At 73.2% G+C, this 13836-nt stretch carries 12 protein-coding genes; 5 read left to right on the top strand and 7 right to left on the bottom strand.

The genetic code is table 11. From position 1 onward, the window contains the following. Positions 1 to 369: 369 nt before the first annotated feature. Complete coding sequence (locus ACZ7BZ_RS35400) at positions 370 to 1377, bottom strand: PI-PLC domain-containing protein (protein WP_470361933.1); 1008 nt, start codon at positions 1375 to 1377, stop codon at positions 370 to 372. Between the two features lie 214 nt (positions 1378 to 1591). Between ACZ7BZ_RS35400 and ACZ7BZ_RS35405 the strand changes: the two genes are divergently transcribed. Beyond that, a complete protein-coding gene (locus tag ACZ7BZ_RS35405) occupies positions 1592 to 3196 on the top strand; it encodes a phytoene desaturase family protein (protein ID WP_470361934.1) in 1605 nt (534 codons plus the stop codon). 55 nt (positions 3197 to 3251) lie between these two features. Here the strand turns inward: ACZ7BZ_RS35405 and ACZ7BZ_RS35410 are convergent, their stop codons facing one another. Then, on the bottom strand, positions 3252 to 3962 hold the full coding sequence (locus ACZ7BZ_RS35410; RefSeq protein WP_470361935.1) for a hypothetical protein: 711 nt from the start codon (positions 3960 to 3962) through the stop codon (positions 3252 to 3254). A gap of 323 nt (positions 3963 to 4285) precedes the next feature. Here ACZ7BZ_RS35410 and ACZ7BZ_RS35415 point away from each other — a divergent pair, with 323 nt between their 5' ends. The 3 genes from ACZ7BZ_RS35415 to ACZ7BZ_RS35425 all read left to right on the top strand — a co-directional run bounded on the left by ACZ7BZ_RS35415 (position 4286) and on the right by ACZ7BZ_RS35425 (position 7402). Continuing rightward, positions 4286 to 4840: a TetR/AcrR family transcriptional regulator gene (locus ACZ7BZ_RS35415; RefSeq protein WP_380459909.1), complete on the top strand. Its 555-nt coding sequence runs from the start codon at positions 4286 to 4288 to the stop codon at positions 4838 to 4840. A 293-nt stretch (positions 4841 to 5133) separates the two neighbouring features. Further along, positions 5134 to 6171 carry an agmatine deiminase family protein gene (locus ACZ7BZ_RS35420; RefSeq protein WP_470361936.1) on the top strand — a complete coding sequence of 346 codons (1038 nt, stop codon included), beginning with the start codon at positions 5134 to 5136 and terminating at the stop codon, positions 6169 to 6171. 67 nt (positions 6172 to 6238) lie between these two features. Further along, entirely contained in the window at positions 6239 to 7402 is a 1164-nt protein-coding gene (locus ACZ7BZ_RS35425; protein ID WP_470361937.1) for an agmatine deiminase family protein, read from the top strand. Between the two features lie 158 nt (positions 7403 to 7560). Here ACZ7BZ_RS35425 and ACZ7BZ_RS35430 read toward each other — a convergent pair whose 3' ends face one another. After that, entirely contained in the window at positions 7561 to 8787 is a 1227-nt protein-coding gene (locus ACZ7BZ_RS35430; RefSeq protein WP_470361938.1) for an agmatine deiminase family protein, read from the bottom strand. 143 nt (positions 8788 to 8930) lie between these two features. Here ACZ7BZ_RS35430 and ACZ7BZ_RS35435 point away from each other — a divergent pair, with 143 nt between their 5' ends. Beyond that, complete coding sequence (locus ACZ7BZ_RS35435; RefSeq protein WP_470361939.1) at positions 8931 to 9572, top strand: TetR/AcrR family transcriptional regulator; 642 nt, start codon at positions 8931 to 8933, stop codon at positions 9570 to 9572. Between the two features lie 13 nt (positions 9573 to 9585). On the opposite strand, the gene ACZ7BZ_RS35440 is transcribed toward ACZ7BZ_RS35435, so the two are convergent. The 4 genes from ACZ7BZ_RS35440 to ACZ7BZ_RS35455 all read right to left on the bottom strand — a co-directional run bounded on the left by ACZ7BZ_RS35440 (position 9586) and on the right by ACZ7BZ_RS35455 (position 13747). Beyond that, positions 9586 to 10479 (bottom strand): DUF4436 family protein, encoded by an 894-nt coding sequence (locus ACZ7BZ_RS35440; protein ID WP_470361940.1) that lies wholly within the window; start codon positions 10477 to 10479, stop codon positions 9586 to 9588. After that, on the bottom strand, positions 10476 to 11678 hold the full coding sequence (locus ACZ7BZ_RS35445; RefSeq protein ID WP_470361941.1) for an agmatine deiminase family protein: 1203 nt from the start codon (positions 11676 to 11678) through the stop codon (positions 10476 to 10478). The genes ACZ7BZ_RS35440 and ACZ7BZ_RS35445 overlap by 4 nt, the downstream gene beginning before the upstream one ends. A gap of 322 nt (positions 11679 to 12000) precedes the next feature. After that, the gene (locus tag ACZ7BZ_RS35450; protein WP_470361942.1) at positions 12001 to 12798 is read right to left on the bottom strand and encodes an ABC transporter ATP-binding protein; all 798 of its coding nucleotides are present in this window, start codon (positions 12796 to 12798) and stop codon (positions 12001 to 12003) included. Further along, positions 12791 to 13747: an ABC transporter ATP-binding protein gene (locus tag ACZ7BZ_RS35455; protein ID WP_470361943.1), complete on the bottom strand. Its 957-nt coding sequence runs from the start codon at positions 13745 to 13747 to the stop codon at positions 12791 to 12793. The genes ACZ7BZ_RS35450 and ACZ7BZ_RS35455 overlap by 8 nt, the downstream gene beginning before the upstream one ends. Positions 13748 to 13836: the final 89 nt, after the last annotated feature.

Below are 13836 nucleotides of genomic sequence, written 5' to 3' on the forward strand. Positions count from 1 at the left end.
AAGGAACGGACGCTTCCTTCGGACCGCCTTCCAGCGGGCCCTCCGGGCGCTTCGTTCTTTCGTGTTTCCAGCTTATCAGATGTTTTCCGCTCCGTTTTCCGGAGTTTCATTCATCCGATTTCCCGAACTGGCGGGGCCGCTTTCCGCGACGACCACCACATTAGCGCATTCCGAGAGTTACTCGAAATTCACGCTCACACCCTGTCGACGACAACGCCGACGAACCCAACCGAATGGGCTTCGAGGTGTGAGAGTGGGTCCTGCTGAGTGGGGCCGCCTCTCCGGCGACTGGAAGACAGTACCCCTCCCCGGCGCTCCGAACAAAACGGCCGGTCCGGGGCCGCACCCACACGGCCCCGGACCGGGCTGTCACCGGCTCCGCTGCCGGGCGATCAGTGGAAGAGGCGGTCGCCGCTGTTGGCCATGCGGTGGGTGCCGCTGTGGCGGCTCACCCAGTCGCGGACGAGGTTGACGGCGTTGGCGCACTGCCAGCTGTCGTCGTATCTCCCGCACGCCGGTGAAGGCTCCGTAGCCCGCGATGATGCCGTCGACCCGGGCGTCGCCGAGCAGCTTGTCGACGTACCAGGGGTCGTTGTAGGTGGCCGTCCAGGACAGCGTGGCGGCGAGCTGGCCCGAGGCCCGGTCGGCCGCTCCCTTCTTCAGCTCGGCGCAGGTGTTCCAGGTGGCCTCGGTGCAGTTGCCGAACCCGTTCTTGATGTCGGTGTCGCCGTAGTCCATCGCCCGGTGACCGACGGGGATGCCGCCGCCGGAGCGGTTGAAGGCGCCGACGGCCTTGTCGCGGGTGCCGGTGGTGGTCATGCCCTCCAGCGGGCCGAGCCTGCCCTCCAGGCTCTTCCAGCCGCGGCCGCCGACGTCCGGGGTGTTGCCGCCGTGGTACTCGAAGAAGCCGTAGAGGACCTGGATGCCGGCGGCGGTCAGCCGCTGCGCCTTGTCGTGCAGTCCGGCCACGCTGCAGGTGCGGTTGGGCTCCTCGCCGCAGTAGTTCGGGTCCTTGATGTCCAGCCAGACCAGGGACAACCGACGTCCCGCGTTGGCGTTGGAGAGGATGCGGTCGATCATGGCGTCGAAGCTGGGGCCGAGCCGGTTCTCCCCGGCGGAGGAGCAGTCGTGGTAGGCACGCCACTCGTTCGGGTTCCACCAGGCGCAGACGTCGATCTCGATGCCGTTGGCGCCGTGCTTGAGGGCCGCGTCCACGCCGTCCAGCGTGTCGACCCGGTGGGCGATGGCGTAGACGGGGTGGCGCTGGTCGGCCGCCTGGGCCGGGGACGTCCCGAGCGTGGTGCCGCCGATGATTCCGCACAGCGCCGCCGCCAGCGCGGGCAGCGCCCGCACGCCGTTCTTGAGGTGAGTGGTCAAGGAAGGGCACTCCTTCTGGTCGCTTCATCAGCCTGAGGTGAACATGACTGGCCCGACCGACTGTACGTCCTCGAACGGTGCACGGCGACCGAACGGAGCACGGACACAAGGCTTCTGACGGCCCGTACGGTGAGGACCGTTGCGGCGGGACGGGCCCGGCAGTCGCGGCGTCGCACCTGTTCCCCGGCCCGGCTCGGTGTCGTACCGTGACCGCGTGACCACGATCCTCAACTCCCGGTACGACGTCGTGATCGTCGGCGGCGGGCACAACGGACTGGTGGCGGCGGCCTACCTGGCACGGGCCGGCCGGCGGGTGCTGGTCCTCGAACGGCTGGCCAGGGTGGGCGGGGCCGCAGTCTCCGCCCGGGTTTTCCCCGGCGTGGACGCCCGGCTGTCGCGCTACTCCTACCTGGTCAGCCTGCTGCCGCGGAAGGTCGTCCGGGACCTCGGGCTGCGGCTGGACCTGCGCCGACGCCGGGTCTCCTCGTACACCCCCGCCGTCCGGGACGGGAAGCCCACAGGGCTCCTGGTGGACGCGGCGGACCCGGCCCGCACCCGGGAGAGCTTCCGGGCGCTGACCGGCGGCGACCGGGAGTGGCAGGCATGGCAGCGCTTCTACGGGATGACCGGGGAGGTCGCCCGCCGGGTGTTCCCCTCCCTCACCGAACCGCTGCCCACCCGCGCCGAGCTGCGGCGGCGGGTCGGCGACGAGGCCGCTTGGCGCTCTCTGTTCGAACGGCCGCTGGGCGAGGAGATCGAACGGAGCTTCACCGACGACCTGGTGCGCGGCGTGGTCCTGACGGACGCGCTGATCGGCACCTTCACTCATGCCCACGACCCCGAGCTCCGGCAGAACCGCTGCTTCCTCTACCACGTGATCGGCAACGGCACCGGCGACTGGGACGTCCCGGTCGGCGGGATGGGCGCGGTCACGGACGCGCTGGCCGAGGCCGCACTCGCGGCCGGGGCCGAGATCCGGACCGGCTGCGAGGTCACCGCCATCGCCACCGACGGCCGCGGCGACGCCGAGGTCTGCTACCGGCACCGGGACGGCGAAGCGACGGCGGCGGGCCGCCGGGTGCTGGTCAACGCCGCGCCGGCCACCCTGGCCGGGCTGCTCGGAGAGGACCCGGGGCCGGCACCGGAGGGCTCCCAGCTGAAGGTCAACATGGTGCTACGCCGCCTGCCACGGCTTCGGGACACCACCGCCGACCCCCGCGAGGCCTTCGCCGGGACGTTCCACATCGCCGAGGGCTACCGGCAGTTGGAGACCGCGTACACCGAGGCGCTGGCCGGCCGGCTGCCCTCGGCCCCGCCGTCCGAGATCTACTGCCACACCCTGACCGACCCGTCGATCCTCGGGCCGGAGGCCGTCCGGCAGGGGCTGCAGACGCTGACCCTGTTCGGGCTGCACATGCCGGCCCGGCTGTTCGGCGACCCGGCGGCCGAGGAGCGCGCGCTGGCCGCGAGCCTGGCGCAGCTGGACGCGGTGCTGGCCGAGCCGATCGCCGACTGCCTGGCCGTCGACGCCGACGGGCGGCCCTGTGTCGAAGCCAGGACGCCGCCGGAGCTGGAACGGGAGCTCGGGCTGCCGGGCGGGCACATCTTCCATCGTGACCTCGCCTTCCCGTTCACCGACGAGGCTGAGGACGCGATGCAGGGGCCGCAGGGCGTCGCCGCTCGTTGGGGAGTGGCCACGGCGCACCCGACCGTGCTGCTGTGCGGGGCGGGCGCCGTCCGCGGCGGCGGGGTCAGCGGCATCCCGGGGCACAACGCGGCGCAGGCCGTCCTGACCGACCCGGCCGTCCGAGCCGCATGAGCTGCACGAGCAGCCGTATGAGCAGCGGGGCCGGGCCGGTCAGGGGGTCGAGGCGTCAGGCGCGGGCGAGCACCCAGCCGCCGAGGCCGTCACAGGCGCCGGCGTTGTAGAGGGTGGAGCGGAAGCCCGGCGGGACGGGCGAGCCCGGGCAGGTCCACAGGCCGACGCGGGCGGTGTTGTGGCGCCAGGCCCCGGCGCCGTCGCAGCCGGCCGCCAGGTGCCCGGTGATCACGTAGCCGGCCACTACCGGGGAGCCCGAGCAGGTCCAGATCCCGTCGTGCGGCAGGCCGTGCTGCCAGCCGCCGATGCCACCGCAGCCGGCCCGCAGGTGGTTGGTGATGACGTAGCCGGGCACGACGGGCGAGCCCGAGCAGGTCCAGATGCCGTCGTGGACGAGGTTGTGGCGCCAGGCGCCGATGCCCCGGCAGCCGGTGGTCTGGTGGTCGGTGATCACGTAGCCGGTCACCACCGGCGAACCGGAGCAGGTCCAGATGCCGTCCTTGGCGGGCTGCTGGTACCAGGAGCCGTAGCCGTTGCAGCCGGTGCTGTCGTGGTCGGTGATGACGTTGCCGGCTGCGACGGGCTGCCCGGAGCAGCTCCACGTGCCCGCGCCCCACCTCGTCGTCCTGGCCTCCGCCGCGGACATGCCGGAGACCGTGCCGCCCAGGGCGACGGCCGCGATCAGGGCCACGGCCGCCGCGACGGCTCCGGCGCCCCGGCCGACGGACCGAGCGGCCGCGCGCTTCCATAACTGACGAAGCATCATGTTTGTTTTGCTCCAAAGGTGTTGAGGAAAGCCGACAGCCCCCGTGGGACCGGTTCGCCCGGCCCGCCCCGCCCGTCCGGCGGCGGAGCGAGAGCCACCCTAGGTGGTGGTGAGGTGAAAGTTCAGGGGAGGAGTCGAGAATTCCGGCTCCGGGGCCCACCTTGTCCGAAAGCCGTCCTGCCGATCCCCCGCCCTCCCCCGCCCTCCCGCCGCCTCCCGCTCGGCCCGGGCATCTCGGCTGACGGGACTTTCAGCAAGCGGAGGGATCTTGGCCCGGTCCACGGGTAAGGTGGTCGATCGTGGCCAGTCGTAAAACGTCGATCATGGAAGCAGCCGCACGGGTGATCGCCCGGCGTGGTGTGCGCGGACTGCGGGTGGAAGAGCTCGCCGCCGAGGCGGGGGTGTCCACCGCACTGATCTACTACCACTTCAAGGACCGCACCGGGATCCTCCGGCAGACGCTGGAGTTCATCAACGACCGGGCCGAGCGCTACACGACCGAACGCGCGGCGGACGCGCCGCCGTTGACGGCCCGCGAGGAGCTGGAGCAGACGCTGCTGCTGGAGCTCCAGGACAGCGTGGAGGTCCGCGAGAACAGCACCGCCTGGGGCGAGCTGCGGGCGAGCGCGGTGTTCGACGAGACGCTGCGCGAGGACCTGTCGCGCGCCACCCGGGTCTGGGTGCAGGAGATCGCCGAACTGCTCGGCACCGTGCAGCCGATGTCCTCGGCGGTCGCGCTGGCCGGCGCGGCGGAGCGGCTGACCGCGCTGCTGGAGGGCTTGAGCACCCGCTGGCTCAGCGGCAGCCTGCCGCTGGCGCACGCCCGCACCCTGCTGCTGGATGCCATCGACGGCGAGGTCACCCGGCTCGGATCCTGACCGGGTACCCGACCAAGCCCTGGCCGACCCCTGGCCGAACCGCGCCGCGCCCCATCTGAGCGGGCGGGCGATTCGTCGACTCGTCGATTCGTCACGCTCCGTATCGGCTTCCCAGCCGCGGAGTCATGACGCGCCGATGAGTTTGACTGATTTTTCAGTCAGTGCCAGCCTGGACCCGGAGGCAGGGTGCTGCCGCCGACCCGTCCCCGTGGTGCGCCGGTGCGTTGCGGCGCGAAGAGTGGTCCGGCGGCCCCGCACCCTCTCCGGCACCGTCGCACGAACTGGAGACCCTCATGACCAGCTACCACGACGCCCGCTCCGCCGAGACCTACCCCTGGGTGCCCGCGGACGACGTCCCGCACGCGCGGACCTGGATGTCCTGGCCGTCCCGCCGGGGTGTGTGGGGACTGCGCCTGGGCGGCGTCCAGGAGGACATCGCGCTGATCGCCCGCACCGTCGCCCGGTTCGAGCCGGTGGTCATGTGCGCCCCCGACGACTGGACCGCCGACAAGGCCCGGGACCGCTGCGGCCCCGCCGTCGAGGTGATCACCGCCATCCCGACCGACGACCTGTGGATGCGCGACACCGCGCCGGTGTTCCGCCGGGACGGCTACGGCGGCCTGGACGCCGTGGTGCTCAACTTCAACGGCTGGGGCAACAAGCAGGTCCACTACGACGACGCCCGGGTCGCAGAGCGGATCGCCGCCCGCCGCGGCCTGCGCCACACCTACGCGGACTTCGTCGGCGAGGGCGGCGCGATCGAGACCGACGGCGACGGCACGGTGATGGCCACCGAGAGCAGCCTGGTCAACAAGAACCGCAACCGCGGCATGAGCCGGGACGAGATCGAGGAGTCCGTCCTGGAAGCCTACGGCGCGGACAAGATGATCTGGCTGCCCGGCATCAAGGGCCGGGACATCACCGACGACCACGTGGACGTCACCTCCCGGTTCATCCGGCCCGGTGTGGTGATGGTGCAGCTGCCGCCGGCCGACCGCAACGACGAGTGGGCCCGGGACGCCCGCGAGCAGTTCGCGATCCTGTCCGCCGCGACCGACGCCCGGGGCCGCCGCCTGCACGTCACGGTGGTGCAAGGACCGGACACCGTCCGCTCGCGCAGCTCCAAGTTCGTGGACTCCTACCTCAACTTCCACCTCGTCAACGGCGGTGTCATCACCGCCCAGTTCGGCGACGCCTACAAGGACGCCGCCGCGCGCGAGGCGCTGGCCGCGGCCTTCCCCGGCCGCGAGGTGGTGCAGCTCGACGTCGACCGGCTGATGACCGGGGGCGGCGGCATCCACTGCTCGACCATGCACGAGCCGATGCCGTGACCCACCCCGCCCGTCCGACCGCCCGCCCGTCCGCCTGCGCAGCACCGACCTCGACCGGAGTACCCGCATGACCAGTGCCCTGTCCCGCCGCGGCATGATCCGCACCCTCGCCGGCGTCGGCGCCGGTATCGGCGCCCTCACCTTCGGCCTGACCGCCTGCGACCCCACCGACGCCGAGGACCCGGACGGCGCCGTGCCGCCCTCCCAGCAGCCCGGCGCCCCCGGCGTCCGCCGGTTCGGCGCCGAGTGGGAGAAGCACCTGCGCACGGTGATGTCCTGGCCCGCCTCCGAGAACGTCTGGGGCGACCAGCTCCCGGACGTCCGCCGAGACGTCGCCGGCCTGGCCCAGGCCATCGCCGCCCGCGAACCCGTCGTGCTGATGGCCCGCCCCGAGCAGGGGGACGCCGCGCGGAGGGCCTGCGGCTCGGCCGTCGAGGTGGTGCCGATCGCCGTCGACGACCTGTGGGCCCGGGACACCCTGCCGGTGTTCGTGGAGGAGGGCGGCAAGGTCAAGGGCGTCGACTTCAACTTCAACGGCTGGGGCGGCAAGCAGCAGCGCGGCAACGATTCCAAGGTCGCCCGGACGGTACTGGCCAAGTACGGCGTGGAGCGGATCGAGACCCGGCTGGTCGGCGAGGGCGGCTCCTTCGAGACCGACGGCCAGGGCACCCTGTTGGTCACCGAGAGCTCCGTGGTCAACGGCAACCGCAACCCGGGGATGAGCCGGGACCAGGTCGAGGCGGAGCTGAAGAAGGTGCTCGGCGTGACCAAGGTGATCTGGCTGGCCGGCGTCAAGGGCAAGGACATCACCGATGCCCACGTCGACTGCCTGACCCGCTTCGTCGCTCCCGGGGTCGTCCTGCTCGACCAGGCCTTCCCCGGCGGCCCGGCCGACGTGTGGTCGCGCGCGGCCGACCAGGCCCGCGGCGTCCTCACGAACTCCACCGACGCGACCGGCAAGAAGCTCCAGGTCATCGAGCTCCAGCAGCCCGACCCGGACCGGATCACCGGACGCGGGGACGCCTTCGTCTCCTCGTACATGAACTTCTACATCGGCAACAAGGGCGTCTACCTGCCGCAGTTCGGCGACGCCCGGGCCGATGAGCGCGCCCAGCAGGTCCTCAGGCAGTACTTCCCGGGCCGGGAGATCGTCCCGGTGAGGATCGACGCGATCGCGGCCGGCGGTGGGGGCATCCACTGCGCCACCCACGACATCCCCGCCGTGGGCTGACCGGACGGCGGCCGGTCCGGGTACCCTCCGCGGGACGGGCTCCGGGTCGGCCACCGTTCGGGCCGGGTCCGGTCGGCGGACCGGGCCCGGCTCCGTCGGGAGCAGGCTCCGTCGGGAGCAGGCTCCGTCGGGAGCAGGCTCCGTCCGGTGGACGGACCCTAAGCGGCGGGCTGCTGCTGGGTGACGCAGTGGATGCCGCCGCCGCCCGTGCCGAGGTAGTCGATGTTGAGCTGCTCGACCGTGCGGCCCGGGAACAGCCGGGCGAGGGCGGCACGGGCGGCGTTGTCGGCCCGGGTGTCGCCGAACTGGGCCGCGATCACCGCGTTGTCGCACAGGTAGTAGTTGGCGTAGGAGCCGACGAAGTTGGGGTCGGTCGAGCGGATCAGGTAGTAGTCGGGGCCCTGGATGGTGCTGACCGACACCGGGGTGCCCTGGGCGCTGGTGGCGGAGCCGAGGATCGCGTACTGCTGGCGCTCGTCCTGGGACCAGACGTCGGTGTCGGAGGACAGCGGAAGTTGGACGACGGCCTGGCCGGCGCCGAGGAAGCGCGAGGTGGCGTCCACGTGGTCGTCGGTGATGTCCTGGCCGGCGATGCCGGGGAACCAGATCACCTCGGTGGCACCGTAGGCGGCGCACATCGCGGTCTCGATCTCGGCCGGGGACATCCCGGGGTTGCGGTCGGCGTTGATGATGCTGCTCCGGGTGGCCATCAGGGTGCCGGAGCCGTCGGTCTCGATGGCGCCGCCCTCTGCGACCAGTCCGGCGGCGGTGAACGGCAGGCCGAGGTAGGCGGCGACGCGCTCGGCGACCAGGGCGTCGTTGCCGTGCGGGTTCTGGTGGTTTCCCCAGCCGTTGAAGTTGAGGCCGACGGTGTCGAGGCCGCCCGCGCCGTCGGTGCGGAAGACCGGCCCGGTGTCGCGCATCCAGCAGTCGTCGACCGGGATGTCCCCGATGACGGTGACGGACGAGCCGCACATCGAGCGCGCCTTGGAGACACTGGCGGGGTTGGCGCACACGGTCACCGGCTCGTACTTGGCGATGGTCCGCGCGACCAGGGCGATGTTCGACTGGGCGCCGCCGAGCTTGCCGCGCCAGATGGTGCTGTTGTCCGGCCAGGCCATCCAGGTCCGGGTGTGCGGGACGGTGTCCGGTGGCACCCGGAAGGCGCCCGCGGCGACCGGGCCGCGGGCGCTGCGGGTGGTGCTGCCGCTGGTGGTGCCGCGGGCGCTGCCGTCGGCGGTGCCGCGGTGCTGCGCCGCGCGGGCCGGTCCGCCGGTCGCGGCGGTCAGCGCGGTGCCGGCGGCGGCGAGCCCGGCGGCCGTCAGGAACCGGCGGCGGCCGAGCCTCGGGGCGTTCTCGGTGTACGGTCTGGCGCCTTCCTCCATCACTGCCTCCCTGTCAACGTCCTTCTGTGGTAGACGAGTTGAACGAAACGGTAAAACTGGCCAAGCGCTCGGTCAATACGTTGCGCAGGCATCCGCCACCATTCCGCCCTGACGCCTGTCCCGGAGTGGCTACAGTGACGGCCATGGCGACACGGGAGACGGCACCGGCCCCGCGCGCGGCCACCGGAACGGGCGGCGGCAGCGGCCGGGCGCGCGCCTCCGCCAAGGGCGAGCAGACCCGGGCCCGGCTGGTCGCGGCGGCCCGCACCCTGCTCGCCGGCGACGGCGCCGGGCGGTTCACCACCCGCAACGTGGCCGCGCTGTGCGGGGTCTCGCACGGGATGTGCCACTACCACTTCGCCGACCGCACCGATCTGATCGTCGCCGTCGTGGCGGACGTCCGGCCCGAGTGGATCACCCCGCTGGAGCAGGCCGTCGCCGGGCCCGGCGGCTACGCCGAACGCGCCGGGCGCGTCCTGGCCCTGCTCACCCGGCCCGAGAGCCCCGACCTGGCCCGGCTGCACGCGGCCCTGCACTGGCTGGCCCTCAACGACGACCGCGTCCGCACCGCCCTGGAGGCCGAGTACGCGCGCTGGCGGGCCGCCTTCGTCCGGCTCTTCCGCCGCCTGGTCGAGGAGCGCGGCACCGGCGCCGACCCCGTCCCGCTCGGCGAGGCCTTCGCCGCCGCCGTCGACGGGCTCGCCGCCATCGGCTCGCTGGACGGGACGGTGGACGACGGACGGGTGCTGCGGACCCTGCTGGACTCGCTGGCCGCCACCGTCTGACCGGCCGACACCGTCAAGACCCCGAAGGCGCAGTTGCCTCGGCGGCCTCGGCCCGGCGCTTGCGGTGCTCGACCCTGGTGCCCGCGACGACGGTGAAGGCCAGGCTCGCCGCGATGATCCCCTCCGCCCAGAAGAACGCCAGGTAGTCCATCAGCGAGCCGATCGGCGGCGAGCCGGGCGCCGCGTTGCGCATCCCGATCAGCGCGAACAGGGTCGCGGCCATCCAGCCGAGCGAGGGCCAGACCAGCCCCTGGCCGCCCCGGTAGAGCACCTCGGCCCCGGCCAGTACGGCCAGGGCGAGCGCCCACATCGCGGCGATCATGAACCAGGCCAGGATGAAGGTGCTGCGCCCCCGGGTGACCTTGCCCTCCAGCAGTCGCGCTCCGGAGGTGAGCGGGGTACTGGTCGGCCGGACCACGAAGAACGGGTCGACGTCCGCGAAGACCAGGCCGACCGGCACCGGGCCCGCGTTGTCCGAGGCCGCGAAGCCGAGGGCGAAGTGGTAGCGGTCGAAGGGGTAGTCGGACTCGGTGCCCTCGTAGAGGTTCGCCTGGACGGCCTGCGGCGTGGCCGGCTCCCCCGGTGCGGCGCGCAGGTCGGTGCGGGCCGCCGACTGCGCGGTGACGTCGACCTGGCGGGTGAACGCCGTGGAGTCCGGGCCCTCGGCGAGGCTCCCGTGCGGAACGGGCACGACGTAGAGGGTGAGCTCGCCCGTCCCGGGGTCGATCTCCTGGGCGGTGAGGTCCAGTTCGATCCAGTCCCCGCTGGTCGGCAGGGCCAGTTCCCGGGTCTGCTGCCGGGTGTCGCGCTCATTGAGGTAGAGCGCGATGCCGGCCGAGCAGAGCACCGCGAGGAGCAGCAGCGCGAGGGCGAATCGGTTGCCGCGCAGCCGGGCGGGGCCCCTCATGCCGAGGCGGAGGGGGTGGCCGGGCCAGACGTGCTGGAGGAGGCGGCCGTGGCCACGGGCTGCTGCTGGGTGGCACAGTGGATGCCGCCGCCGCCCGCGGCGATGTGGTTGACGGAGACCCGGGTGACCTTGCGGCCGGGGTGGAGGTCGCCGAGGATGCCGGCCGCTCGGTCGTCGGCGGCCTGGTCGCCGAAGCGCGGGACGATGACGCCGCCGTTGCAGACGTAGTAGTTGATGTAGGTGGCGAGGAAGTTCTTGCCGGCGCCCTGGATCAGGTCGAGGTCGGGCTCCGGCAGGTCGACGATCTTGAGGCCGCGGCCCTTGGCGTCGGTCGCGGACTGCAGCACCTGGAGGGCCTGGGCGGAGGCGGTGGTCCAGACGTCCGGCGGGGTGTCGGCAGCCGGGCGGTGCAGGACGACGGTGCCGGGTTCGGCGAAGCGGGCGAGGGCGTCGACGTGGCAGTCGGTGATGTCCTGCCCGGCGACGCCCTTGAACCAGAGCACCTTCTCGACGCCGAGCAGTTCCTTCAGGCTCGCCTCGATCTGGTCGCGGGTCCTGCCGGGGTTGCGGTTGTCGTTGACCCAGGAGCTCTCGGTGGCCATCAGGGTGCCCTGGCCGTCCACCTCGATGGCGCCGCCCTCGCCGGTGATCGGCGCCTGGACGCGGGTGATGCCGTAGTGGTCGAGGAGGGTGCGGGCGACCTGGCCGTCGTTGGCGTGGGTCTGCTTGCCGCCCCAGCCGTTGAAGTTGAGGTCGACGCCGGCCAGACCCTGGGGGCCGGTGACGAAGGTCGGGCCGGTGTCCCGGGCCCACAGGTCGTCGACCATCAGCTCCAGTACCTCGACCGAGGAACCGCAGGCCTGGCGGGCCTGGTCGGCCTGGTCGGGGCGGGCCAGCAGGACGACCGGTTCGAAGCCGGCGATGGCCTGGGCGAGTGCGGCGATGTCCTGGCGCACGCCGGGGAGTTGGTCGCCCCACACCTCCTCCAGGGCCGGCCAGGCCATGAAGGTGCGGGTGTGCGGGCCGGACTCGGCGGGCATCGCCCGGCCGGCGGCCGGCGCCGCGCCCGAGGCCGTGCCGCTCGGGCCCGGCTGCTCCTCCGACGTGCCGCCGGAGGAGCAGCCGCCGGCCAGGGCGAGGGCGGCGAGGGCGGCCCCGGATTGCAGGAGCGCGCGGCGGGACGGCCGGGAGGGAGCCATGGGGCCTCGTTCCGGTAGGTGTCGGGTTCGGCTCCGCAGGCTACTGAAAGACCGGTCAGGGTCCGGCGCGGCGCGGCTCCGCCGTCCGGGGGAATCCGCGTGGGCGAAGCCGCCGGACCGCACGGTGCGGGCCAGGCCGGCGGCGACGATCCCGGGTCGGTCGGGTCGGTCGCGGGGCTGGACTCGATGGTGACCTGCACGGTCGTCCCCTTCTGCGGCGGACCGAGCCGGCCTGCGGGGTCGCCGGCGGCCGGCGCCGGCCGCCGGTGGTGCTGGTTCGCCCGGGTCGGCGGGTCCCACCACCCGCCGGGCCCGGGCCGCCTTACAGCGCGCGGCGCGCGGCGGCGATCCGATCGGGATCCCAGCCGGGCCGGGGGACGGACTCCAGCAGCAGCCTGGTGTAGGCGTGCCGCGGGGAGTCCAGGACGTGGGCGGTGGGGCCTGATTCGACGATCCGTCCGTGCCGCATCACGACGACCCGGTCGGTGACGCAGCGGACCACGCCGAGGTCGTGGGTGATGAACAGGTAACCGATGCCGGTCTGTTCCCGGATGTCGGCGAGCAGGTTGAGCACCTGGGCCTGGACCGAGACGTCCAGGGCGGCGACCGCCTCGTCCAGGACCAGCACGGCCGGCCGTACGGCCAGCGCCCGGGCGATGGCGACGCGCTGGCGCTGGCCGCCGGAGAGCTGGCGGGGCATGGCCTCGGCGGCCCGGGTGCCCAGGCCGACCTGGTCGAGGAGTTCCCGGATCCGGGCCGGGTGGTCGGTGTCGGGGAAGTGCAGCCGCAGGGTCTCGCGGAGCACGGCCTCGACGCTGGTGCGCGGGTCCAGGGAGAGGTACGGGTCCTGGAAGACCATCTGGACCTCGCGGGCCCGGGCGAGCCGTTCGGCCTTGTTCCGGGCCCGGCCGGTCCTGGCCCGGCCGTGCACCAGCACCTCGCCCGCGTCGGCCTGGTCGAGGCCGACGACGATGCGGGCGGTGGTGGTCTTGCCGGAGCCGGACTCGCCGACGATGCCGAGCGAGCCGCCGGCGTCGAGGGTGAAGGCGACGTCGTCGACGGCCTGCACGGCGCCGAAGGCGCGGTGCAGGCCGCTGACCCGCAGGACGGGCTCAGCCATCGGTACGGTTCCCTTCGAGCGGGTGGTGGCAGGCGGCCGGGTGCTCGCCGCGCTGGGCGGGCACCTGTTCGCGGCACGGGTCGGTCGCGTGGCGGCACCGTGCGGCGAACGCGCAGCCCGTCAACTCCTGCCGCAGGTCCGGTGGTTGGCCGTCGATGGCGGCGAGCCGGCCGGCCGGGGCGTCCAGTGCGGGGGTGGCCGCGAGCAGGGCGGCGGTGTACGGGTGCCGGGGCCGTTCGAACAGCGCGGCGGCGGGGCCGTGTTCGGCGATCCGCCCGGCGTACATCACGTAGACCCGGTCGCTGATGGCGGCGGCGAGGCCCAGGTCGTGGGTGACGAACAGCAGGCCGGTGTCGAAGCGTTCGCGCAGCCGGCCGAGGAGGGCGACCACTTCGGCCTGGCTGGTGACGTCGAGCGCGGTGGTGGGCTCGTCGGCGAGCAGCAGGACCGGGTCGCCCATCAGGGCGGCGGCGATCATCACGCGCTGCAGCATGCCGCCGGAGAGCTGGCCGGGGTAGCGGCGCAGCAGTTCCGGTCCGAGGCCGACGGCTTCGAGGAGTTCCACGGCGCGCCGGTCGGCGTCCGCGGCGCTCATTGTGCCGGTGAGGCGGACGCTCTCGGTGAGGAAGTCCCCGATGCGGCGCAGCGGGTTGATGGCGGCCCGCGGGTCCTGGAAGACCATCGCGGCCCGGCCGGTGCGCAGGGCTCGCAGCCGGGCGGGGTCCATGGTCAGCACGTCCTGGCCGTCGACGAGGACCTTCCCCTCCGCCGTGGCGCCGGGTGGCAGCAGGCCGATGGCGGCGCGGGAGGTGAGGGTCTTGCCGGAGCCGGACTCGCCGACCAGGGCGACGGTCTCGCCGGGGGCGACGGTGAGGTCGACCCCGTCCAGGACGGGGCGGGCGGTGCCGGGCAGGCGGAGCCGGAGGCCCTGGATGTCGAGGGCGTTCACGTGGTCCTCCGAGTCATCCGAATCATGCGGTTCTCCGCTCCACGCGGTCCCCCGTTCTCACGCGGTCGCCCGTTGTCACGCGGCCCCCC

This window comes from Kitasatospora sp. NPDC036934 (genome assembly GCF_055608425.1).

Coding starts and splice junctions, on each gene's coding strand:
- ACZ7BZ_RS35435 (WP_470361939.1), top strand. CDS start 8,931: ATGGCGACACGGGAGACGGCACCGGCCCCGCGCGCGGCCACCGGAACG.
- ACZ7BZ_RS35430 (WP_470361938.1), bottom strand. CDS start 8,787: ATGGAGGAAGGCGCCAGACCGTACACCGAGAACGCCCCGAGGCTCGGC.
- ACZ7BZ_RS35420 (WP_470361936.1), top strand. CDS start 5,134: ATGACCAGCTACCACGACGCCCGCTCCGCCGAGACCTACCCCTGGGTG.
- ACZ7BZ_RS35410 (WP_470361935.1), bottom strand. CDS start 3,962: ATGATGCTTCGTCAGTTATGGAAGCGCGCGGCCGCTCGGTCCGTCGGC.
- ACZ7BZ_RS35440 (WP_470361940.1), bottom strand. CDS start 10,479: ATGAGGGGCCCCGCCCGGCTGCGCGGCAACCGATTCGCCCTCGCGCTG.
- ACZ7BZ_RS35445 (WP_470361941.1), bottom strand. CDS start 11,678: ATGGCTCCCTCCCGGCCGTCCCGCCGCGCGCTCCTGCAATCCGGGGCC.
- ACZ7BZ_RS35415 (WP_380459909.1), top strand. CDS start 4,286: ATGGAAGCAGCCGCACGGGTGATCGCCCGGCGTGGTGTGCGCGGACTG.
- ACZ7BZ_RS35450 (WP_470361942.1), bottom strand. CDS start 12,798: ATGGCTGAGCCCGTCCTGCGGGTCAGCGGCCTGCACCGCGCCTTCGGC.
- ACZ7BZ_RS35425 (WP_470361937.1), top strand. CDS start 6,239: ATGACCAGTGCCCTGTCCCGCCGCGGCATGATCCGCACCCTCGCCGGC.